This window comes from Candidatus Nitronereus thalassa, assembly GCF_032191465.1.
Classification (GTDB): domain Bacteria; phylum Nitrospirota; class Nitrospiria; order Nitrospirales; family UBA8639; genus Nitronereus; species Nitronereus thalassa.
Window position 1 is genome coordinate 2,391,208 of sequence record NZ_JAQOUE010000001.1, and the last position, 21,414, is coordinate 2,412,621.

Consider the following 21,414-nt stretch of genomic DNA (forward strand, 5'->3'; position numbering starts at 1 on the left):
CAAAATCTTAAATTCGAAATTTCAATTTTGCCATTCTCATTGGTTTCGGATTTCGATATTCGGATTTCGAGTTTAGGAATTTTTAACTGGTCCCAAATAGGAAAAGAACTTTGGAGCGCCTACTAACTTTATCACTTCGCTATCGCTTCTTCACACTCGTGACGCTGCTCCTTGTTATGGGGACGGGCATATATTCCTTGAAGGAACTCCCCATAGACGCGGTCCCCGACCTCACACCCGTGCAAGTCCAGGTTCTCACCAAGGCTCCCGCTTTAGGTCCGATTGAAGTCGAGCGTTTCGTCACCTTTCCGATTGAAACCAATTTGAGCGGATTGCCTGGGCTCAAGGAACTTCGTTCGATTTCACAGTTTGGCATTTCCGTCGTCACCGCGATTTTTGAAGATCATGTGGATTTGTATTTGGCGCGCCAACTGGTCAATGAACGCTTGGCCATCGCCATCGAACAAATCCCATCGGAATATGCACGACCGATGATGGGGCCACTGACCACAGGTTTAGGGGAAGTCTATCAATTTTCCCTGAGCGGCGAGGGCTACAGTCCCATGGAGTTGCGCACCTTGTTGGAATGGGACATTGGGCGACGCCTGCGTTCGATCCCCGGCGTGGTCGAGGTCAATATTTGGGGTGGGCGTGAAAAGCAGTTTCAAGTGATGGTCGATCCCCAAAAACTCTTAGCACTCAAGCTTTCGCTCAAGGATGTGTATGACGCCCTGAAACGAAACAATGCGCTCGCTGGGGGCGGATACATCGTGCACGAACGAGAACAGTTTCTCATTCGCGGCGAAGCCATGGCCACCGGGGTCGAAGATCTCGGGCAAATCCTCCTCGAACATGCACCTGGCGGAATTCCGATTTACATCAAGGATGTGGCCCTCGTGCAAGAAGGCGCGAACCTGAGAATTGGCGCGGCCACCAGAATGGGTGAAGGGGAAACGGTTATTGGCATGGTCCAAATGCTCGCCGGCGCCAATGCCGAACAATTGTTGGAGCGAGTAAAAACACGAGTAGAGGAAATCCAAGCCAGCCTGCCAAAAGGTGTGGTCATCGAACCGTATTACGATCGATCCATCTTTGTTGGACAGGTCATTCAGACCGTGCGATCAAATTTACTCGAAGGCGGGTTGCTGGTTATTGCCGTGTTATTTCTTTTCCTCGGAAATTTTCGATCGGGGTTGATCGTGGCAGCCGCCATTCCCATTTCCATGCTTATCGCATTTACGGGCATGCTCAAGGCCGGCATATCCGGAAACCTCATGAGCCTGGGCGCGATCGACTTTGGATTGCTCGTCGATGGCTCAGTGGTGATGATCGATAACATTCTTCGCAAATTAGATGACCTCAAAGATCAATCAGTGGAAGCCCGAATCAAGGGGATTCATGACGCGGCGAAAGAAGTCCTGCGCCCCATCACCTTTGCCGTGGGCATTATTATCTTGGTCTATCTGCCTATTTTGACTCTCACCGGGCTAGAAGGAAAAATGTTTCGCCCCATGGCCTTCACCGTGATCTTTGCCCTGGCAGGATCACTCCTATTTGCACTGAGTGCCGTCCCCACCTTGGCATTTTGGTTAGCCAAGACTCATTCAAACCTTGAAGGCACCTGGATGGTCCGTCAGCTTCGCGAACTTTATGAACCCTGTCTTCGGTTCTCAATCAGCAAGCCCCAGTTGGCCGCGGGTTCAGCCGTTGTCTTGTTTATCCTCAGTTTGTTCATCGGCTCTTCGCTAGGCGTGGTTTTTATGCCTCGCTTGGACGAAGGCGACCTCGCCATTCAGGTATGGCGCTTGCCCAGTGTGTCGCTGGATGAATCCGTGGCCACCGCGCTTCAAGTGGAAAAAGTTCTTCGCACATTCCCCGAGGTCACCAAGGTCGTATCCAGAACAGGCAGCCCGGAAGTCGCCACTGATCCCATGGGTATCGAACTCTCTGATGTATTCGCCGTGCTCAAGCCCAAAAGCGAATGGACCAGTGCCAAGACCAAAGAGGAACTCATCGAAAAAATGCAGCGCGCCATTATGGAATCGGTGCACGGGGTCGGCCTGGGATTTACGCAGCCGATTGAAATGCGTTTCAACGAACTCATCGCCGGCACACGATCGGATATCGCGGTGAAAATTTTCGGGGAAGATCTCACGGTGCTGCGCCAACAGGCCCAGCAGGTCGCCGCAAGCTTACAAAGCATTCCCGGGGCCACGGATGTGAAAGCCGAACAAGTATCCGGCGTGCCACGCATCCGGGTCATCGTGGATCGAGACCAGATTGCGCGCTACGGCATCACGGCAGATGATGTGTTGACCTATGTCCAAACTGCTCGCGCTGGGCAACATGTCGGCACGATCTTTGAAGGCGAACGACGGTTTCCGCTCGTCGTGCGGCTGACCGACCAATCCTCAGCCAGCCCTGCAGCCATAAGAAATTTGCTGGTGCCCACGCCGCATGGGGAATTGGTACCGCTCTCTCGCATTGCCCAAGTCATCGTCGATGAAGGGCCAGCGCAGATCAGCAGAGAAAATACTCACCGTCGTATCGTCGTCGAAGCCAATATCCGAGGCCGGGACTTGGGTGGCTTCATGGCCGAAGCGCAAAAGACCATCAAAGAACGAGTCACACTTCCTACCGGATATTATTTGGAATGGGGAGGCCAGTTTGAACACTTGGATGAAGCCACCAAACGCTTAGCCCTGGTCGTGCCTATTACGTTGCTGCTGATTATTGGCATGCTCTCGCTCATTTTCGGGACGCTGCGCCCTGCGTTCCTGATCTTTCTCAACGTCCCCTTAGCCCTATCCGGTGGAATCTTGGCGTTGTGGGTTCGCGGACTGCCGTTGAGTATTTCCGCCAGCGTGGGATTCATCGCGTTGTTTGGCATTGCAGTCTTAAATGGTGTGGTGTTGGTGTCCAGAATTCGCACATTAGAACACGAGGGGTTATCCCGTGACGAGGCTGTCACCCAAGGGGCGTTAGACCGGCTTCGCCCTGTCTTGATGACGGCGTTAGTCGCCAGTTTGGGATTTCTCCCAATGGCGTTGGCGACCTCCATGGGGGCCGAAGTGCAACGCCCATTGGCCACCGTGGTCATTGGGGGGCTGATTACATCGACTGCATTAACGCTCTTAGTCATTCCGGCTGTCTATAAATATTTCTGTCCAGGGAGACGATATGAACCGACGACTCCATAACGACCTTCTATCGTGTATTACTTCAATAGTATTCAGCGGTATGTGCCTGTTGTTGGTCAGCAGAACTCCAGTCTGGGCACAAGAACCCACGAGCCAATCGTATACATTACAAAGCGTGATCGACCTGGCGTTAACCCACCATCCGACGATTGAATTCGGCAAGGGGGTCATCGAAGAAAAACAAGGCGATCAAATATCCGCGTCGGCTTACCCCAATCCCTCGTTGGGCATTCAAAGTGGACATGGGCAAGTGCTCGATCCCACAGGCCCTTCTTTGACGGAGCGCTATGTCTCCTTAAGCCAACCACTGGAATGGCCGGGAACCCGTGTTGCCCGTCAAGAAGCCGCCAGCGCAAGCGTCACCAGTGCGGAAGCAGGTTTAGAAGTCACGCAATTGAATATTAAGGCCAGAGTCAAGCGAACGTTTTATGAACTCCTCTTAGCAGAAACTTTGGCTGACCTGGCTTCGCGACTTGCAGATACCGTCACGGATTTCGAACGAGCCGTAAAACGCCGCGTGGAATCAGGAGAAGCCCCGCCCTTCGAACATGTGAAAGTGAATGTGGAACTGTTGCAAGCCCAAAAATTAGTGAGTCAAACGAAGGGAAAGGTCCGTGCGAACCAAGCCACCCTCAATCAACTCACTGCCGGCAATCTCGGGGAAGACTTCTCAATCGAGGGCGACTTTGAATCGGTCGACGCCCATTTGAATGAACAGAAACTGATAGAGGACGCTTTTCAACACCATCCTGAAGTCCGTCAGTATCAACAGTTAATTGAAAGAGCCAGCGCCCGTCACCATGAGGAACAACAGGCCCGTGTGCCGAATGTGACGATTAACGGGGCCTATCAACGCGATGCGGGTCGGGAAGGATTTGTCGGCGGGCTCTCCATTCCCTTGCCGCTGTGGAACCAACGACAAGGGGACATTGCCAAGGCCCTTGGCATTCGCCGGCAGGCCGAAGCCAATTTGCAGGAAGCCCGAATCACTCTTCGACGAGGGATCATCGAACATCTTCAAAATGCACGAACCTCCTCCGCCCAAATTCAAACCTTTGAAAAAGGCCTCTTGAAACAAGCCAAAGAAGCCGTCCGCATTGCGCGCACAAGTTTCAAATTCGGCGAAGCCAGCTTGATGGATGTGCTCGATGCCCAACGTGTCCTCTGGCAAACCTTTCAAGGCTATGCCCAAGCCCGATTTGAATTGTCCGTCGCCCTCACAGAGTTAGAACGGTTGGTGGGGAAGGCCTTATAAGGACTAAAAGAATGGAGTCACTAATACACCATCACTTACCTACTATCATCTAAATCCTATTAGGCCCCTTCCCGACCCCTACAATTTCCTCCCCCGCTGTATCCCTTTTGTTTTGGCAGAGGGGTTATGCGCTGGTCACGATAAAACGTATTTATGCTTTTCAGATCATAAAATAAAAATATGCGTTAAATACCATATTGCCATTTTATAGGATTTGGCACATAATAAGAAAAAGTGGAGAGAATCATGAACGACCTTGCACGCGATCCAAAACAAATCGGAAACCTGATCCGCCGGGTTCGGAAGAAACGGGGCTTCAGCCAAACGCAGCTTGGTGAAAAGTCCGGCCTGCGCCAGGAAACGATTTCCCTGATTGAAACGGGAAACCCTGCCGCAAAGCTGGAAACAATTCTGAACGTGCTGGCCGCGCTCGATCTGGAATTTCGGATCGTGCCGCGTTCAAAAGGCCGGGCCGCCGATATTGAGGAGATTTTCTGATGCCGCGTCCGCGCCGTCATGCACCATTGCGCGTGCTGTTGAACAATCGGCTTGTCGGACAACTTACCAAAGCGGCGACCGGTGCCATCGACTTCCAGTATGACCAAAGCTGGCTGGAATGGGAGCATGCGCTACCCGTCTCCCTCTCACTCCCTTTGCGGGATGACGCCTATAGGGGAGAGGCGGTCACGGCCGTCTTTGAAAATCTACTACCGGATTCGACCGCATTGCGCCGACGAGTAGCAGAAAAAGTCGGAGCTGCTGGGACGGATGCCTATAGCTTGCTCGCGGCCATTGGCCGGGATTGCGTCGGGGCGCTGCAATTCATCGGGCTTGATGAGGCCGACGAGATCAGTCCCGGTACCGTCCGAGGACAAGGGGTTAATGAGGTTGCAATTGAAAAACTGCTCCGAAACCTCTCCCAGGCCCCTCTGGGACTAAGCCATGATGACGCCTTTCGGATTTCGGTGGCTGGGGCGCAGGAAAAAACCGCGTTACTCCGGCACAGGGGACGTTGGCTCAAACCGTTGGGGACCACGCCGACCACGCATATCTTGAAAAAACAGATCGGCCGACTGCCCAACGGAATCGATCTTTCGAACAGCGTAGAAAATGAGTTCTATTGTTTGAAACTGGCTGACGCGTTCGGACTTCCGGTCAATCACGCAGAGATTCACACCTTCGGAAAAACGAAAGCCCTGGTCATCGAGCGGTTTGACCGGCGCTGGACCAAGGACAAGCGATTGTTGCGCTTGCCGCAGGAAGATTGTTGTCAGGCATTGTCCATTCCCCCCACACGGAAATATCAAAGCGAAGGCGGGCCAGGACTCGTCGAGATACTCAAGTTACTCAAAGGAAGCGATAATCCAGATGCCGATCGGAAATTGGTATTGAAGGCGCAAATTTATTTCTGGCTGATTGGAGCAACCGACGGGCATGCCAAGAATTTTAGTATCTTTCTTGGACCCGGCGGCCGTTTTCACCTGACGCCCCTGTATGACGTGCTGACAGCGCAGCCGAGTTTGGATAACGGACAGATCCAGCGAAAACAAATGAAGCTTTCCATGTCGGTCGGCATAAACCGTCATTACCGAATCCATGAAATCACGGGACGGCATTTCTTGCAGACCGGGAAAGCAGCAGGCCTTTCCAAAAGGGTCGTCCTTGAAATGATGGAGGAAATGGCAGATACAACACTACAAGCGATGGAGAAAGTTGAAAATGAATTGCCCAGGAATTTTCCCAGGTCTCTTCATGCATCGGCGAAGAAAGGCCTGACCGGACGGTTAAAACTGCTTATGGTTTCGAGTGGTGAAAGAGGTAATGCACAACTAGCCCGGAAAACCGATAGAAAAATTCGGCGCTAAATCCAACGTCAAGCGCCTAGTACTCTGGAAAACCTTTCAAGGGTAGGCCCAAGCCCGGCTTGAATGGTCCGTGGCTCTCACAGAATTAGAACGGTTGGTGGGAAAGGAGTTGTAGTGACTCCGTGGCATTCATAGGACAATCAATTTCATCCCCTACATCCCATTACTCAAAAGGGATATTTTTTGAATTAATTCCTGTCTGACCCTAATTATATCTTCTAATCAAATCTTCATTCATACGCCAAACGACGTATAGCATAGAGCCGCGTGCTATGGGACCGTTAAAGGCCGGAGAATCCGAGAGGGCTCTCTGTGGAATGTGCCGAGAACTGAATGAGGGAAGCCACGATATGAAGGATTGCCATAGAATGAGAGAACGTTCTTATATGGGCTTGGAAACCAAAGGGTGGCTTGTCGTGACTGCATGCAGTGTGTTGTTGGTGGCGTCATCATGTGCGCAAGTTAGGGAACTTTATAAGGAAAACTTTCCTCACGAAGGTGCCCTTCAAGATGGGTCCAATACCCAAGCGGAAATTCACGGGGAGGGGGCTTCCAAGGAAATTGAACAAATGGATAAACGAGATTCACGCACAACCACCACCTCCAGCCCCTTCAGTTTAAAATGGAGTTGGTAATCCGCAAGAGCCCTTTAGCCATTGTCGAGGGCCTGAAAATAGGTGCCTGAAACCTTTTTCTTTATTTATTCGAGACTCACCCTAGTAACCCCAGCCAAAAAAGAGCTGCAAAAAGCCATTACCGAGCAAGTCCAATTTTCCACAACCCCGCCACCGCGCAAATTCAAACCTTTGAATTCGGTGTTCTGTCTAAGTTGTGCATAAGAAAAAGCCCCACGCCAGGTTGGTATGGGGCTTTTCTCTGTTCTACGGGTTGAAAACTTTACTCTCCCGAATTTTTTATTTTCCTCCCAGCCTTAGGGATCGGGTACGACCAAACACCTTGCCCGTGTTGTTAACGCCCATTCACCAGTAGTTGCAGTGGTTTCCAGTACAATGACAGTCCAATCACTTTCGCCTTGGGGCTCACTGACCCGGACCATCAGATCACCAAGAATTTCATTTTCCTGAGGTTGCCCTACAGGTCCATTGAACGCGCTGACATTGAATCCTCCACCTAAGAGTTCATCATTGCCAAGACAAGACGCAGTGGCTATTTTAATATCGACAGAGGATCTGGCGATGGAATTAAATACTGTGTAAACCTCCAGTGAGCCCGGTTGAGACGATCCAGGTTCTCCTTGAGGTCCCTGAGGACCTGGTACTCCCTGTGGGCCTTGGGGGCCTTGCGGTCCTGGGTCACCTTGTGGCCCTTGAGGTCCGGTTGCCCCTACTGGGCCAGGATTACCCTGTGGGCCTTGCGGACCAACGGCTCCAACGGTGAGATCATATTTCACTGTGTGTTTCGATGAGTTCCCACCGTCATCATCATCGTCGTCGTCATCATCATCATTTCCTTCCGGCCTGATAACCTTTAACAAGTAGTCACCGGCTAAAATGCCTACCGGTAAATCCGCAATGATTTTCGTGTCCGTGGCTAAAGTCACATTTAAGAACCCAAATTCCCCCAATTTGACGTCGGGGTTATTGCCAAAATTAGTTCCAATAATTTCGACCTCACCGGCACTGACATCGGCAAAGGCTTCGGTTATTTTGGGTTTACTCTGGGCAGCGACTGGCGTCGTCCACATACAGAAACAGACTAATACAAGTAAGGAACAAGTTCTGACGTACTCCATATGCCTCTCCCGTTTAAGAATATTCGAAAATAGTAAAATCCCCCTCAACAAAAACAAAACCGCTTCTCAATACTCAAAACCAATCTTCTAAAACATTTCAAGAAGCAGAATTGATGCCAGACCTAACTCACTGAAAGGATTGAAGGATGAGGAAAACTTGGCAGGACTATCGTATCGATTAAGATACGAGGGCGTATCTAATCAGATACAATTTTTATTTTCTAAACTGCGCAAAGTCGCTTCGGCGAAGGCAGGTCCAGCCAAGCCAATTGCCAGAAACATCGTTCGTATCTCGTAGGAGATTGTTTTAGGGTTTACGAAGTACGTTTCCAAAGCCACGGCGAAGCCCGATTTGAATTGTCCGTGTCCCTCACGGAGTTAGAACGGTTGGTGGGGAAGGAATTGTAAAGACATAGTGGCATTCATAGGGCAATCGTTTTGATCCCCGTACATCCCAGCATTCAAAAGGGAATGTTTTTGAATTAATTCCTGTCTGATCCTAATCAAACCTTCATTCATACGCCAAACGACGTATAGCCTGACGCCGCATCATATGGGACCGTTAAACGCCGGAGAACCCGAAAGGCTTTTATGTGGAATGTGCCGATAACTGAATGAGGGAAACCAATATTATGAAGGGATTTCCATAGAATGAGAGAAAGTTCTCATAAGGACTTAAAATCCAAAGGGTGGTTTTTAGTGACCGCATGCAGTGTGTTGTTGTTGGCGTCCTCATGTGCGCAAGTAAGGGATTTTTATAAGGAAAAATTTCCTAACAACGTGACGCTTCAAGATGGTTCCCATACCGAAGCGGAAATGAACGGGAAGGCGGCTTCCAAGGAAATTGAACAAATGGATAAACGAGATTCGCGCACAACCACCACCTCCAGCCCTTTCAGTCTAAAATGGAGTTGGTAAACTGCCAGGGCTCTATAGGCGTTGCCGAGAGCATGAAAAGATGTGCTCGACGCCCAACGCGTGCTCTGCCAAACCTTTCAAAGCTACGCCCAATCCCGGTTTGAGTTATCCGTAGCCCTGACGGAGTTAGAACGATTGGTGGGGAAGGAGTTGTAGAAGTTTAGCGGTTGGCAGGATGTGGTATTGCAAGACTTGACCCCATGACTTTTCCTTGGCCGCTTTGCTTAATGCCAGAAACATTAAATCCCGGCGCGGGAAACAGTGGCATGTAAGCTCTGTGCAGCGTATAGTGGCCAGAATTCAGAGAGTCGAGGGACGAGCCGCGTAGGTGAAGCAGGAGAAATTGGAGAAATAATTATGACGACAAAACCTGACGACCTAGAAGCAGTTCGAAATATTGTTAATTCCCTTTCTGGGTTCGAACCCAAAGATCAAGAGAGAATCCTTCGATGGTCACGTGAAAAGCTTGGTCTCCCGACTGGTGCCACGGAAAACAAACCTCTAACTCCGCCGAATCAACCTCAACCTCCTGTCCATCCTCCAACTGTTCCTTCACATGGATCAGGGGTGGATATTAAGTCATTTGTTAATGAAAAAGACCCGAAATCCAACCAGGAATTTACAGCGACCATTGCCTATTACTATCGATTTGAGGCACCAGAGACTTCACGAAAAGAAACCATTACCGCCGAAGATTTACAGGAAGCTTGCCGTCTTGCAGGGCGGGCACGATTCCAACGACCTGCCCAAACATTGATTAATGCACATCAGGCTGGACTTATCGATAAATCAGGGGACCGGGGTGGTTACGCCATTAGTACAGTTGGGGAAAACTTGGTTGCTATGACACTTCCATCTGATGGGAAAAAATCTCGAACCCCAAAACCATCACCACGTAAAAAGCCCACTTCCAAAAAGTCTAGTAAAATCGGCAAATCAAAAAAGCCAAAAGGGAAAAAGAAGACCTAGTAATATGCACAACGCGCATCATGCGGTCGATGCGTCAGTCTCGGAAATTGACAAATTACGGCGCACACTTAAAAAAAACGGATCGGCTCAGGTTCGATCGGGTGAAGAAATTGCCCTCATTAAAGCGGTTTGTCTAACCTGGTTTAACAATCATCGTAAGTCCCTTCTAGTTGTTATCGATGAGGCGTTCTTATCGGACCAGGACAGACTTTATAAAGAGCTGCTTACATCCTGTGATAGAGCTACTTCACGAAAGAAGTATGATCAACTGATAAAACAGCTTCGAGCATCACTGACTGAGATTCGTGGGTATATTGTTGATCTAAAACCTGTTGATACAACTCCGACGACCGATGCCCCTCCGTCATTTGCTATTTTAGTTCCCAACCCCATTATGCAGAAGATCCTCGAAGCGAGATGGCTGGAATGTTCAAAATGCATTGCTGCAGGAGCACCACTTGCCGCAACCGTTATGATGGGTGGACTTCTAGAAGCGCTTCTCTTGGCACGCATTAACCGTGAACCAAACAAGTCCCATGTGTTCAAAACTGCCTCGGCTCCAAAGGATCGTATGACCGGCAAAACCTTACAGCTACAGGAGTGGACGCTAAGGCATTATATCGATGTGGCACACGAGCTTGGTTGGATTTCAACCTCAGCTAAAGATGTTGGTGAAGTCGTGCGTGATTACCGCAATTACATTCACCCTCAAAAAGAATTGTCACACGGAATTGAATTGCGGGATGACGACGCCAGACTTTTCTGGGAAATTGCAAAAGGCATCTCCCGTCAAATACTCAAATAATAAAAAATCAGGACTTGGGGTCAAAATCAGGACTTGGGGTCAGGTCTTGCAAAAACACATTTGTATTGCATCGACCTTAAAGAGCGCTCCTTATGGGTCCCGACTGAAGTTCTTTCACCCGGCTTCAGATCATAGGAAGGGGGTCATCTCTTCTTTGGTGAGTCTATTCGAATCGAGAGTATGTAATTCACGCTCGTCCGTCTTCTTTTCCACAAAGGCGATTATACTCCTGGCCACTAATTCCTTGTGGGAATCGCAGTGGTTCGAATATATCGTTCCATTCGCGATTTCTGCCTGAAGTGGGCATCCGCCACCGCACGGCAACACCACCGAACAGCTTCGACACGGCTCGTGGCCGGCGACGTTCCTCGATTGATAGGCTTCGTATCGGTTGTCGATAAAGTCCACCAGGCCTTCGTTCGTCACGATTCGAATTGAGGAATTGAGTGAGGAAATTGGGGGTCAGATCTAGGGTTTGTGGCCTCGCTAGCACGAACGCTTGTTTTGATTGTCGTACAGACGCATTCGGCTCCCGCCTCGTTAAAAAACCCCCGACCAGAAGGATTACGTCAACAATCGATGTTGGAAATTGAGAATGACAAATTCCGCTGGTTTGAGTGGGGCAAACCCTACCATAATCTTGATGATTCCCGTTTGTTGATCTCTTGTGGTGATGGTGTCTCTCCCGCATTTCACGAAAAACGCTTGTGATGGCTTTGTTCCTGCTAACGCGCCATTTTGAAATTGCTGCATCATGAACTGTTCGATCGTGTTGCGAACCTTGGCCCATAGCGGTTCATCATTGGGTTCGAACACGACCCATTGGGTTCCACGATGAATACTGGCTTTCAGGAACAACGCAAGTCGTCGTATTGGGACATATTGCCATTCCGGCTGCTGAGCGGTCGTCCGCGCTCCCCAGGAAACGATACGGTTGGCAGAAAGTGTTCGAAACGAGTTGATGCCCCATGGCGTCAACATGCCGAGTTCTTGATCTGTGAACTGACGTTCCAAGCCCTCAACTTTTTTCAATTGTGCCTGCATTCCTGCCGGCGCCTTCCACACCCCTCTCAACCTGTCCGTCCGCGTTAAAACTCCGGCCATGGTTCCACTTGCTGGTATCAGTTTGTTTTGTGAGGCCTTGGCGTTGGGGTGCACCCGTACTCGGGGACTATAGATCGCCACGTTCGGATGTCTGATCGTTCTTTGGCGTGCGATCCATTGTTGCAGTGAAGACGCTGTGGATCGCTTTGCTTGCTTTTGAGGTGGATCCAGAAGATACATGGCATCCAGCTGTTCGGTGAGTCTGACGGCAGCCCGAAATACCCTTGCCGCGTCCCGATCCGCAAGTTCGTGGGTCTGTGGAATGCAGAGAATCTTTACATCACCCTCCTGTTCCAACACTGCCAGACCTTTGAGCACGGGCCTCATGCTTCTCAGTGTTCCAGAACCAATTCTGATGATGAGGAGCTCGGCACCCCCGTTGTCATAGAATTGTTGCACGCAACACGCTGTGAGTGTCGGGTTGCGGTGGCCGCCATACACACGGGTGAACTCCGCCCAGGAGCGTATTCGTTTGGCAACATTGATGGGGCCCTGCGGAAAGGTGCCGATTATGGCTGTGAGAGATGTTGCGACTCCTGCAATGGGTCTTAGCCCGGAAGGGACTTCCTCGATGTAGACACCTGGATGAGAAAATTTTGGAGGCATGAGTAGTTACGTACCAGGCAAGTTCTTACCGCAGCTTCGACAGGGGAAAGCTGCGGGTCAGATCTTGCAATAACACATTGGTATTTAATTGACCTTTTGGAGCGCTTGTGATGGGTCCATACCCGATGTACTTTACCCTAACTTCAGATCAGAGTAAGGGAGTCATCTCTTCTTTGGCGAGTCTATTCGCATCGAGAACCATTAAGTCACTCTCCGCCGTTTTCTTTTCCACAAACGCGATGATACTCTTGGCCACCAATTCTTTCTGCGAATCGCAGTGATTTGAAAATATGGTGCCGTTCGCGATTTCTGCCTGCAGTGGGCATCCGCCGCCGCACGTCAACGCCACTGAACAGCTTCGACACGGCTCGTGGCTGGCAACGTTTCTGGATTGATACGTGTTGTATCGGTTGTCGACAAAGTCCACCAGGCCTTCGTTCGTCACGACTCCGATTCGTTTGTTGGTATATCCCGCTTCTTCATAGCATCCATACACATCACCATACGGGTCGAACAACAGGGAGTACGGCCGGTTTTCCATACAAAACATGGTCTTATTCAAGAGGATGTTTTCGTTGTTATCAAAGAGGTTTCTCATGGTCCCACACGTTTTGTCATATGGTGAGGCCATTGACGACACGCCCTTCTTCTCCATCTCGTTGGCCAGTTTCCATTGTGAGAAGATCTCCGGAAACACGTCGGTTGCCGTTTTGGTATGGGCTTCATGTATGGCGGTACAATACACGCTGACATTAGGAAGTTTGGATACTCCCCGCTGGTCCAGAATGTTTTCTAGATCCTTGAGCGTCCCTACTGACTCCACGGTGACGTTGACGCGAAGCGCGATTTTTACGCCTTTCGCTGAAAGCCAGTGTATGTTTTCGACGATCGCATCGAATGTCTTTTCACCTGACATCGGAATTCGTGACTTATTATGAATGTCTGGAATGCCATCCAGAGAGATCTGTACGTTATTAACCTTCCCATGTTCTTCACCAAACAGGTTCGGAAACTCATTAACGCGGGTTCCGTTGGAGATGGCGCTGACCTCATGACCACGATGCTGCGCATAATACAGGGCTCGCTCGATTGCGGGAACATTCTCTGGCGCAAACGGTTCGCCGCCGTACAATGAGATTTGCAGGTTGTTGGCCGTGCTTCCGTACAAGGCTGGAATGGTCTTTGTGAAGAGGGTATCGACAAAGTCTGGAGACATGGCGCGTAAGGACGGTCCATTCCTGTCCCGCATCTCGTTTTGATAACAATACGGGCATCGCAGATTGCATGCATAGGACAGGGCTAACATGACGAAACCGGAGGAGACGGCTGCCCTGTTCTTTTGGTGCAGTTTATTGACATATTCGACGAACGCGTCGACCTCGGCCTCGTAGGACAGTGCGGTCAGGTACCCTCGGCTCCGCAACAAATCGAAGTCCGTCGCATCGAACTCGCTTTCTTCCATCGATTGCTGTTTGCGGCGACACCTCGAGAGCCTGAGGCCTAGATTGTTGGATACTTCGTCAATGGCCCCGGTCACCCCGTGCATTAAGATGTGTGTATCCCGATTGGACGGGTAGATGTTGAGATAATTACTGACAAAAAATTTTTGGTTCATTCCGGGTCTTTCTATCCACTTACGAGCACCGCTTAAAACCACCCTTTTCCGGAATGGCGGCGTCATCTTAAAAGTCGTAATCCGTGAAGCGTATCTCGTATTTCGTTAAAGCCAAAGAGAATTTTTCAAGATGCCAACGACTTTTCAGGCATTTGGCCTTGCTGGACGAAATTTTTTGAACATTCCCTTTGAGTTATCCGGTCTATCCACTGACAACCACACCTTTATCACGGACATGAATTGTTCAACGGCCCTTTAGTTAGGAGCATCCTTCACACAGAAATCCATCGGACAACTTGTGTTATTCAGGCGCTTTTCAAAATCTTTGGTTGCCTTGTCATTGTCGGTCAAAAACTGGCCGCTCAGTGCATCGAAGTAAGTTTCCTCTTTTTTCGTAACGACGGTCTTTGTTAACGATTCTTTAATTTGTGAAGCCATGCCGTTCCTCCAATCGTGTAGTGTGAGTGATATAAGATATTGAGATTTGGGTCAGGACTTGCCATGACACATTTCTGCCAATTCTACCTTACCGGCTGCTTGTGACTCCAGCCGTCGAGTTCGATACCGTATTCGGCGAGGGAGTAGCCACCTAAAGAATGGGGAACGTCCATATGGGTTTAGAAGTCACGAGTGTCCGAAGGATAAAATTGACTCACTCCCTACCCGTTGGTACTATCACGTCCAGTTTTTTCCTCTTGGATATCTCCCATCCTTCTCATGCAAAAACTCGTCGGAAGTTTTTGGACCACCCTGGAAAAAGATCAAAGCCAGATCTCCCCAGAAGAACGCCATCAGGCGCTTTGCACCGCCGAGGGCCTGCTCACCTCGTGGCCAGAAATCGATAAACCCACCAGGGAAACGGTGTTGCAAAACCTTGAACACCATTCATTACATTCTTGCGCCTTTAATCACCTACTGATTGACTCTATCCGGTATCATTTAACTAAGGACCTTACCTTTCTAAAAACCATACCCGCACGGATTGATGAGCATCCTGATGACCTGGCGGCTTGCGCATCAACCTTCATGACCCTGGCGGAAATGGTATTCAACGATACTGGAAATACCTTGGCTGCCATAATTAATCGGAGGGTTTTCCGCACATTATTTGAAAAGCAACATTCCCACATCGGTGGCCTGTATGACCGGTTGGTCGGAAATCGTTTCCAGCCGTTTTCCCCTAATAACAAAGTCGTCATCCTCACTCGGCAATTTCTACAATCTCCCCATGCTCCCACCGTCGATACCATCAACTTTGCAACTTTACTTACTCAGGATTATGGAAAAGAAGTGATGATTGTCGCCTCATCGGAATATACTCATGGCAATGATGGTGCCATAGTTCCGGCGGCTTGTGGAGCCATGATTCCCGAATATCAGGGTGGGCTTAAGACCATCGACGCCAATGGACATTCATTCCCCTTCCTCATGTGTGGCGATGGTGTTTTTAGTGAGAATGCCGCTATTCAGGGTATGCAAACTATCGATGCGTTTTCACCGGAAATGATTCTCTGCATCAGTGCCCCCTCCCTTCTTGCCGAACCCTTTCACCATCGCTGTTTTTGTTTTATTTATCCCACGGCGCGTGGAGTGCCGCTGACCAAACACTGCTTTTTTCATACCTGGGACCAACCGGATGCTGAAATGCAGCACATCCTTGATCAGGAAAACCTCCGAGGCAAGCATCTCTTTGCCCAACATCCTGGCTTTGAGGTCAAGCCTCCTTCGACGGCTCTGACCCGCCGACAATTTGGTATTCCTGAGGACGCGTTTCTTTTTGTCGTTGTAGGCATCAGGCTGTTCATGGATATCGATGACCGGTTTCTTCAACTTCTTATACAAATTTGTGATCATCCCAAAGCTCACATTGCGTTTGCTGGTAACTTCGAAAACTATAAAGAACAAGTCGGTAAGCACGCTGCCCTGAAAGGTCGCACCACCCACCTAGGGTTTCAACAAGACATTATGGGTGTCTATCAAATCGCAGATGCATACCTGAACCCAATCCGTAATGGTGGAGGCAGTGCGATCGTTTATGCCCTGCAGGCAGGCTTACCTGTCCTCAGCCTGCCTTCGGGTGATGCTGGAATGGTCGTAGCAGGATTTCCCCCATTGGAAACCTATGAGGACATGGGCAAACGCGCCTATGATCTCATGACCAATGCCATGGTTTTGGGCGACTACCAAAAACTGGCCCACCAAGAGGCACCTAAATTTTCAGGCAGAAAGTCCCTTTTGCACAATATAATGCAGGCCTTCAATGAATTTGCAAAACGGCAGGGCCAACATTAAGAGCCGGCAATTACTTTGTTGAAATTGATTCTCCCGCCATGAAATTAGGCACAGACTGACCCTTTCAAATGAAGCGGCGGCAGTTTACACACATGTAACACTCCAGTGTCTTCGGTGTAACGAAAGTCCCTTATCCTTTTGGTCAATAGGACGGTGTGTTAAGAAAAGGAGAATGGGATATGCAAAGGCTGCATCGTTTATTACTGGGGGCTCTATTCATAACTTTATCCGTTGGATGTGCGGGACTCGAAGGCACCCAGCCCAATCAAAACGACACCTTCACTCAATTAGACTTGGGTAAGGAGGCGTTTCAACAGGGCCAGATTGATCAAGCCCTTCAGATCTTTGATGAAGTAGTGAAAGCGAACCCGCAAGATTCTGCGGCATGGAATGCCCGAGGGTTTGTGCATGCAGAACGTCAACAGTGGGATCAAGCCATTCCCCAATTTCAAGAAGCTGTCAAACTCGATCCGGACAACCTTCGCTATCTGGAGAATCTTGGGATTGCCTATCTGGAGGGTGGATATCCTGAAGTCGCGGTGCACACTTTCGATACCCTGCTTCGCGTCTCTTCGGAATCAGCAGGTTTGTGGAATCATCGAGGACTAGCCTTGAGTCGCATGGGCCGATACGCCCAAGCCATTGATGATTTTTCTTATGGTATTTCGTTGGACTCCCAAAACGCCATGCTTTTTGCCAATCGGGCTGTGGCGTTTATCAAAATTGGGAAGACTTCATCGGCCAAAGAAGATCTCGATCATGCCATTCGCTTGGATCCCCAGTTCCCACAACCCTACCAAAGCCGTGGACTCCTTGCCTTGCGAGAGGGAAATTTCAGAATGGCGGCGGAAGATTTTGGTCAGACCCTCAAACTCGGTGTTGATGGCGGGGACGTGCACTACAATCGAGCAGTCGCCTTATTCATGCTTGGGAAAACTGTCGAGGCCAATCAAGAACTGAGAATGGCCTGTGCGCGAGGGAGCTTTCAGGCTTGTGGCCAGGCGGATCGCCTGGCCATGGTTCCTGAAGAGTTGTAATAAACTGAATGTGATTCGTTGATAGCAGAACTGTAATAGTTTCCGCTTTGGTAAAGTCTACGACACTTTTGGGGACTTGGGATTATTCTCTGCGCAATACCTTTCCTCCGAGATATCATATTCATCGGCAGAATCACCAATGTCTGCAGCCCCTGTTTTCCACACGTGAAGGCAGCGAGCCGTCATGTACGGTAATTTTGACTGACTGTCCGTCACCCCTACCATTTTCCCAATGGCAAGAAATTTATTCCCGTATAAACTCCCCTCTGCGTCGAGTTTATCTGGATAATAAACGGCAACGAGACCTTTTGAAACCCAGCCGATATCCTCTGGCCCATCATATTCGGATTGCGGATAGGGCAACCACTCGGCTACCACCAGGGTCCCTTGTTTCGAGGGCTCGACGCTCACGATGCGCGCAGCGAGCTTAACTGTTCCCCCCTTATATACATCAGGCTCAGCTTTCAAAACTCCGAATTCAGTTTCAGATTTCACAACCTGCCCGTTGTTTGGAAAAAATGGTGACGAAGCACATCCCGTTAACCATAGGATTAACCCACATCCTATAAGAAGTCTTTTTACTTTCATGACTTGCCCTCCCTCGCCTTGAGATATTTCAATATATTTAAATTATAAGTTAACATTTGCGATACATTCAATTAACATTTTCGTAACATTGTGACATCATTTTCTTCGCATGTTATTGAAATTGCAGTAATGAGGGATTGGAATTCGTGGGTATAATTGTGAAAATTTTGTCACATTTGTGAAAAAGGTGGAAGGAACCTTTTCTATGACAACTTCCGGGTCGGATTCACAGGGTCATCGAGGATTTTAAAAATGGTGGTCGGGTCATACCATGCCACATTTCGATTGCTTTCAACTTACGTCCCAATCTTTTCTAGCGCCAGCCGGTTCGCCACAATGAGGGGAGGGAGGTTATCACGCAGGGATTCCGTCAGAACCTGCCGCACCGTTCGTTGGATATTGTTAATCCACGACGCTACGCGTCGTTGGTGTAGGACCTCCCGGACCACCAGCTGAATCAGCCCTCCGGCATTCAAGACGTAATCCGGCACGTGCACAATGTTTCTTCTCATCAAGAGATAGGGATCGCGCTCTTCATCCAGAAATTGATTGTTGGCTCCACCAGCCACAATGCTGGCTCGTAGTTGCGGGATGGTCTTGGCATTGAGTACGCCTCCTAAGGCACAGGGTGCAAAGATGTCTGCCGGGACCCGATGAATCCTTGATAAAGGCACTACTTCGGCTTTCCATGCTCGTTGCGCTCGGGCGGCTCGTTCTTGCTGCAGGTCGGCGACGATGAGATTCGCCCCGTGTTTTACCAAGAGGTTGCCGAGATTCCATCCCACATGGCCGACCCCCTGGATCGCGACCACCCGGTTGTTCAGATTTTGCGATCCAAAAACGACTTGGCTGGCGGCTTGCATTCCTTTTAGCACACCCTTGGCTGTCGACAGGGAAGGATCACCGCTTCCCCCATGTTTTCCTGTAGTACCAGTGACATGGCGGGTCTTTTCCGAGACCACATTTAAATCTTCCGGCACAATCCCTGAATCTTTGGCGGCGATATATTGTCCTTTAAGAGAATCAATGAGCGCTCCCATTAAATGCAGTACTGTTGGGGTTTTCTCTTTTTCTGGGTTACCAATGATTACAGCCTTCCCGCCACCAACCTGTAAACCGGAAATAGCCGCTTTCTTGCTCATGGCGTTGGCTAAACGCAGCACATCTTGTAAGGCTTCTTTTTCATTTTTATAGGGCCACATGCGAATTCCGCCGAGGGACGGTCCCAGCCGTGTGGAATGCACGGCAATGATGGCGTGGAAATTTGCCGCGGGATCTTTTCCGACCGCGACAGTTTCGAAGCCCTTGACCTTGAGGTGTTTTATCTCGAGCATGTTTCTGTTTTAGGATTCATGATTATTGTAAGCCGGATTTGGTCTAAGCACAAAGAATGCACTGTTCCGTGATAATGGACGGCAGGGGTTAAATCTTGTGTTGACCATTTACCCTCTTTCCCTCCATTCCACAACGATATTCCGAGGAGGAAAGCCTCCACCGATCAGAAGTAGATGGAAAAAGTTTGTATAGATCATTCTGCGGGATATGCTTGAAAACTGGAATACCCATGCGGCATGATTCTTTTGCATTAAACATGAAAAAGTTCCTGTTTGGGAGTTAAGAGTTACAAGGAGGTCATATGGAGTGGAGAGCAAGTCATATACTGGTAAAAGAAAAAGGGTTAGCAGACCAGCTGCGAGACCGATTGAAAAGCGGGGCCAATTTCAGAGACTTGGCTGAAGAATATTCGACCTGTCCCAGTAAATCCAAAGGCGGTGATCTGGGATGGTTTGGGCCTGGCAAAATGGTGAAAGCGTTTGAAGATGCCGTCAAAAAAATGAGCCATGGCAGTATCAGCAATGTGGTCAGTACACAATTTGGATACCACATCATTAAGAAAACCGGACAGAAGGATTAAGCGGCCCTTAACCAAGGGGTAAACTTTGTGCTGGGATTGGTTTTTGCGCGGGCTAGGACAACAATCTCCGACTGAGGAGTACACGCCCGTCAGCGGCCTGCTGGAGACCAAACTTGGCATAGAGCCGCCAGGCAGGTTGATTGAGTTCTCCAGCTTCCACATGAATTGATTTGCACCCGCGCCCCTGACATTCAGCCAATAGGCTGTTTAACAGTGCGGTTGCTGCACCACGACGCCGGCACTCTGGTTTGACATACAGATCATCGATGTAGGCACCTAAGCCCCCATGCTCCATAGTATGCCGTATCGAAAGTACGACATACCCCACCACACTATCGGTTTCCAAGGCCATCCACACACCGCCTCTTTCTGGATTCCCCAGTAAAGAAGTAAACGACTCAGCCGCCCACAGGTCGTCCAGCGGAAAGCCTGACTCTGCATAGAACAATCCCATCAGGCTCACCAAAACCTCAATGTCTTTAGACGTCGCTGAACGAATAGTCATGGGTTGTGGAGGTTCCCCGGGTAAGGCATGAGGTTATTTTGCGCGACTGTGGACGTGTCTTCTTCGAGATTTGCGCCATGCCGGTATTGCTGGTACGGTAAACCTTGTGCGAGAGAGTGGATTTCGAAACAAGCCCAGATTTTTGGCCCTAATTTTTAGGAAAAGTGAACTCAAGCTCATGAGTTGTTAGTCCTCTTTTGTTCCGAAAGCGTAGACCTTCCCCTGAAGGTTCACAACTTCTCGACTTGCCCCTTTTCGCCACCCCTTTACTTTTCCCACCTCTATACTCCCCGACAGATGGTCAACGCTCATGAAGCGCATCTTTGACATGAACATTCCTGACCCCATGATGCTTGGCTTCCAAATCGTGGGTTGGTTCATTCTCTCGGCTGTGTTGATGTCTTTTATCGAGCACCAAGTTCACAAGTGGCTGATGCACCGACGGAGTATCGCCGCCTTCAAGCACACGTTCGAAGCACATGCCATTGTGCATCATAAGAACCACTATTCAAAAATCTTCAGCGATGCTCCGGTGCCTCCTGGTGAAGACAAGGAGATACGCCTCACGATCCGCAAGGCACCGATTAAAGCGCTTCCGGTTGCCATGTGTCTCGCGTTCTTCTCCTGGCTGGGGGCAGCTATATTCATCGCCACCTTTGTGTTTCATCATTGGGTATGGAACAACATTCATTTGGAAATGCACAAACCCGAACAGAGGGCATTTAGTCATTGGCGGTTGTATCAGTTTCTCGCGCGGTACCACTGGTTGCACCACCGATATCCGGACAAGAATTTCAATGTCGTGTTTCCTCTAGCGGATTTTGTCCTTGGAACGCTTGCTCATGCCACACCCACCGACCTTCAGGATATTCATGAGCAAATTGGCTCACCCGTATCAACGGCCTTACCTTCTTAAATCGCGTTTTCCACTCTTTCCAACTACCTCGGGTTCCCCAGAGCTCTTCGCTCCTTCGTGCTGTGTTTAAT

General features: G+C 49.6%; 20 protein-coding genes. 12 read left to right on the forward strand and 8 right to left on the reverse strand.

The window, feature by feature from the left end:
* Positions 1 to 110: 110 nt before the first annotated feature.
* From PPG34_RS10825 to PPG34_RS10845, 5 genes are all read left to right on the forward strand, one after another.
* The gene (locus tag PPG34_RS10825) at positions 111 to 3,200 is read left to right on the forward strand and encodes an efflux RND transporter permease subunit (protein WP_313833305.1); all 3,090 of its coding nucleotides are present in this window, start codon (positions 111 to 113) and stop codon (positions 3,198 to 3,200) included.
* The gene (locus PPG34_RS10830) at positions 3,181 to 4,455 is read left to right on the forward strand and encodes a TolC family protein (protein WP_313833306.1); all 1,275 of its coding nucleotides are present in this window, start codon (positions 3,181 to 3,183) and stop codon (positions 4,453 to 4,455) included. The genes PPG34_RS10825 and PPG34_RS10830 overlap by 20 nt, the downstream gene beginning before the upstream one ends.
* A gap of 246 nt (positions 4,456 to 4,701) precedes the next feature.
* On the forward strand, positions 4,702 to 4,953 hold the full coding sequence (locus tag PPG34_RS10835) for a helix-turn-helix domain-containing protein (RefSeq protein ID WP_313833308.1): 252 nt from the start codon (positions 4,702 to 4,704) through the stop codon (positions 4,951 to 4,953).
* Positions 4,953 to 6,320, forward strand: a complete 1,368-nt coding sequence (locus tag PPG34_RS10840; RefSeq protein WP_313833309.1) for a type II toxin-antitoxin system HipA family toxin — start codon at positions 4,953 to 4,955, stop codon at positions 6,318 to 6,320. The genes PPG34_RS10835 and PPG34_RS10840 overlap by 1 nt, the downstream gene beginning before the upstream one ends.
* 368 nt (positions 6,321 to 6,688) lie before the next feature.
* Positions 6,689 to 6,955: a hypothetical protein gene (locus PPG34_RS10845; protein ID WP_313833310.1), complete on the forward strand. Its 267-nt coding sequence runs from the start codon at positions 6,689 to 6,691 to the stop codon at positions 6,953 to 6,955.
* A 296-nt stretch (positions 6,956 to 7,251) separates the two neighbouring features.
* On the opposite strand, the gene PPG34_RS10850 is transcribed toward PPG34_RS10845, so the two are convergent.
* Complete coding sequence (locus tag PPG34_RS10850) at positions 7,252 to 8,073, reverse strand: hypothetical protein (protein ID WP_313833311.1); 822 nt, start codon at positions 8,071 to 8,073, stop codon at positions 7,252 to 7,254.
* A 651-nt stretch (positions 8,074 to 8,724) separates the two neighbouring features.
* Between PPG34_RS10850 and PPG34_RS10855 the strand changes: the two genes are divergently transcribed.
* The 3 genes from PPG34_RS10855 to PPG34_RS10865 all read left to right on the forward strand — a co-directional run bounded on the left by PPG34_RS10855 (position 8,725) and on the right by PPG34_RS10865 (position 10,765).
* On the forward strand, positions 8,725 to 8,991 hold the full coding sequence (locus PPG34_RS10855) for a hypothetical protein (RefSeq protein WP_313833312.1): 267 nt from the start codon (positions 8,725 to 8,727) through the stop codon (positions 8,989 to 8,991).
* Between the two features lie 357 nt (positions 8,992 to 9,348).
* Positions 9,349 to 9,960 (forward strand): hypothetical protein, encoded by a 612-nt coding sequence (locus tag PPG34_RS10860; protein WP_313833314.1) that lies wholly within the window; start codon positions 9,349 to 9,351, stop codon positions 9,958 to 9,960.
* Positions 9,961 to 9,964: 4 nt separating this feature from the next.
* Entirely contained in the window at positions 9,965 to 10,765 is an 801-nt protein-coding gene (locus PPG34_RS10865) for a hypothetical protein (RefSeq protein ID WP_313833315.1), read from the forward strand.
* A 129-nt stretch (positions 10,766 to 10,894) separates the two neighbouring features.
* Here PPG34_RS10865 and PPG34_RS10870 read toward each other — a convergent pair whose 3' ends face one another.
* The 4 genes from PPG34_RS10870 to PPG34_RS10885 form a co-directional block, all read right to left on the reverse strand.
* The gene (locus PPG34_RS10870) at positions 10,895 to 11,191 is read right to left on the reverse strand and encodes an SPASM domain-containing protein (protein WP_313833317.1); all 297 of its coding nucleotides are present in this window, start codon (positions 11,189 to 11,191) and stop codon (positions 10,895 to 10,897) included.
* A 138-nt stretch (positions 11,192 to 11,329) separates the two neighbouring features.
* Positions 11,330 to 12,475 carry a phage tail sheath family protein gene (locus PPG34_RS10875; protein ID WP_313833318.1) on the reverse strand — a complete coding sequence of 382 codons (1,146 nt, stop codon included), beginning with the start codon at positions 12,473 to 12,475 and terminating at the stop codon, positions 11,330 to 11,332.
* Positions 12,476 to 12,623: 148 nt separating this feature from the next.
* A complete protein-coding gene (locus PPG34_RS10880) occupies positions 12,624 to 14,090 on the reverse strand; it encodes a radical SAM/SPASM domain-containing protein (RefSeq protein ID WP_313833319.1) in 1,467 nt (488 codons plus the stop codon).
* A gap of 255 nt (positions 14,091 to 14,345) precedes the next feature.
* Positions 14,346 to 14,528 carry a hypothetical protein gene (locus PPG34_RS10885; RefSeq protein ID WP_313833320.1) on the reverse strand — a complete coding sequence of 61 codons (183 nt, stop codon included), beginning with the start codon at positions 14,526 to 14,528 and terminating at the stop codon, positions 14,346 to 14,348.
* A 279-nt stretch (positions 14,529 to 14,807) separates the two neighbouring features.
* On the opposite strand from PPG34_RS10885, the gene PPG34_RS10890 reads away from it, so the two are divergent.
* Positions 14,808 to 16,382, forward strand: a complete 1,575-nt coding sequence (locus PPG34_RS10890) for a glycosyltransferase (protein ID WP_313833321.1) — start codon at positions 14,808 to 14,810, stop codon at positions 16,380 to 16,382.
* 179 nt (positions 16,383 to 16,561) lie between these two features.
* Positions 16,562 to 17,419 (forward strand): tetratricopeptide repeat protein, encoded by an 858-nt coding sequence (locus PPG34_RS10895; protein WP_313833322.1) that lies wholly within the window; start codon positions 16,562 to 16,564, stop codon positions 17,417 to 17,419.
* A gap of 57 nt (positions 17,420 to 17,476) precedes the next feature.
* Here the strand turns inward: PPG34_RS10895 and PPG34_RS10900 are convergent, their stop codons facing one another.
* Positions 17,477 to 18,007 (reverse strand): Slp family lipoprotein, encoded by a 531-nt coding sequence (locus PPG34_RS10900; protein WP_313833323.1) that lies wholly within the window; start codon positions 18,005 to 18,007, stop codon positions 17,477 to 17,479.
* Positions 18,008 to 18,303: 296 nt separating this feature from the next.
* Positions 18,304 to 19,341, reverse strand: a complete 1,038-nt coding sequence (locus PPG34_RS10905) for a Leu/Phe/Val dehydrogenase (RefSeq protein WP_313833324.1) — start codon at positions 19,339 to 19,341, stop codon at positions 18,304 to 18,306.
* A gap of 302 nt (positions 19,342 to 19,643) precedes the next feature.
* Between PPG34_RS10905 and PPG34_RS10910 the strand changes: the two genes are divergently transcribed.
* A complete protein-coding gene (locus PPG34_RS10910) occupies positions 19,644 to 19,922 on the forward strand; it encodes a peptidylprolyl isomerase (protein WP_313833325.1) in 279 nt (92 codons plus the stop codon).
* 52 nt (positions 19,923 to 19,974) lie between these two features.
* Here the strand turns inward: PPG34_RS10910 and PPG34_RS10915 are convergent, their stop codons facing one another.
* The gene (locus tag PPG34_RS10915; RefSeq protein ID WP_313833326.1) at positions 19,975 to 20,427 is read right to left on the reverse strand and encodes a GNAT family N-acetyltransferase; all 453 of its coding nucleotides are present in this window, start codon (positions 20,425 to 20,427) and stop codon (positions 19,975 to 19,977) included.
* Positions 20,428 to 20,737: 310 nt separating this feature from the next.
* On the opposite strand from PPG34_RS10915, the gene PPG34_RS10920 reads away from it, so the two are divergent.
* A complete protein-coding gene (locus PPG34_RS10920) occupies positions 20,738 to 21,343 on the forward strand; it encodes a sterol desaturase family protein (protein WP_313833327.1) in 606 nt (201 codons plus the stop codon).
* Positions 21,344 to 21,414: the final 71 nt, after the last annotated feature.

Excerpts from the sequence above, each read along its gene's own strand:
- PPG34_RS10830 (WP_313833306.1), top strand. The coding sequence starts at position 3,181 with ATGAACCGACGACTCCATAACGACCTTCTATCGTGTATTACTTCAATA.
- PPG34_RS10835 (WP_313833308.1), top strand. The coding sequence starts at position 4,702 with ATGAACGACCTTGCACGCGATCCAAAACAAATCGGAAACCTGATCCGC.
- PPG34_RS10840 (WP_313833309.1), top strand. The coding sequence starts at position 4,953 with ATGCCGCGTCCGCGCCGTCATGCACCATTGCGCGTGCTGTTGAACAAT.
- PPG34_RS10845 (WP_313833310.1), top strand. The coding sequence starts at position 6,689 with ATGAGAGAACGTTCTTATATGGGCTTGGAAACCAAAGGGTGGCTTGTC.
- PPG34_RS10850 (WP_313833311.1), bottom strand. The coding sequence starts at position 8,073 with ATGGAGTACGTCAGAACTTGTTCCTTACTTGTATTAGTCTGTTTCTGT.
- PPG34_RS10855 (WP_313833312.1), top strand. The coding sequence starts at position 8,725 with ATGAGAGAAAGTTCTCATAAGGACTTAAAATCCAAAGGGTGGTTTTTA.
- PPG34_RS10860 (WP_313833314.1), top strand. The coding sequence starts at position 9,349 with ATGACGACAAAACCTGACGACCTAGAAGCAGTTCGAAATATTGTTAAT.
- PPG34_RS10865 (WP_313833315.1), top strand. The coding sequence starts at position 9,965 with ATGCACAACGCGCATCATGCGGTCGATGCGTCAGTCTCGGAAATTGAC.
- PPG34_RS10875 (WP_313833318.1), bottom strand. The coding sequence starts at position 12,475 with ATGCCTCCAAAATTTTCTCATCCAGGTGTCTACATCGAGGAAGTCCCT.
- PPG34_RS10880 (WP_313833319.1), bottom strand. The coding sequence starts at position 14,090 with ATGAACCAAAAATTTTTTGTCAGTAATTATCTCAACATCTACCCGTCC.
- PPG34_RS10885 (WP_313833320.1), bottom strand. The coding sequence starts at position 14,528 with ATGGCTTCACAAATTAAAGAATCGTTAACAAAGACCGTCGTTACGAAA.
- PPG34_RS10890 (WP_313833321.1), top strand. The coding sequence starts at position 14,808 with ATGCAAAAACTCGTCGGAAGTTTTTGGACCACCCTGGAAAAAGATCAA.
- PPG34_RS10895 (WP_313833322.1), top strand. The coding sequence starts at position 16,562 with ATGCAAAGGCTGCATCGTTTATTACTGGGGGCTCTATTCATAACTTTA.
- PPG34_RS10900 (WP_313833323.1), bottom strand. The coding sequence starts at position 18,007 with ATGAAAGTAAAAAGACTTCTTATAGGATGTGGGTTAATCCTATGGTTA.
- PPG34_RS10905 (WP_313833324.1), bottom strand. The coding sequence starts at position 19,341 with ATGCTCGAGATAAAACACCTCAAGGTCAAGGGCTTCGAAACTGTCGCG.
- PPG34_RS10910 (WP_313833325.1), top strand. The coding sequence starts at position 19,644 with ATGGAGTGGAGAGCAAGTCATATACTGGTAAAAGAAAAAGGGTTAGCA.
- PPG34_RS10915 (WP_313833326.1), bottom strand. The coding sequence starts at position 20,427 with ATGACTATTCGTTCAGCGACGTCTAAAGACATTGAGGTTTTGGTGAGC.
- PPG34_RS10920 (WP_313833327.1), top strand. The coding sequence starts at position 20,738 with ATGAAGCGCATCTTTGACATGAACATTCCTGACCCCATGATGCTTGGC.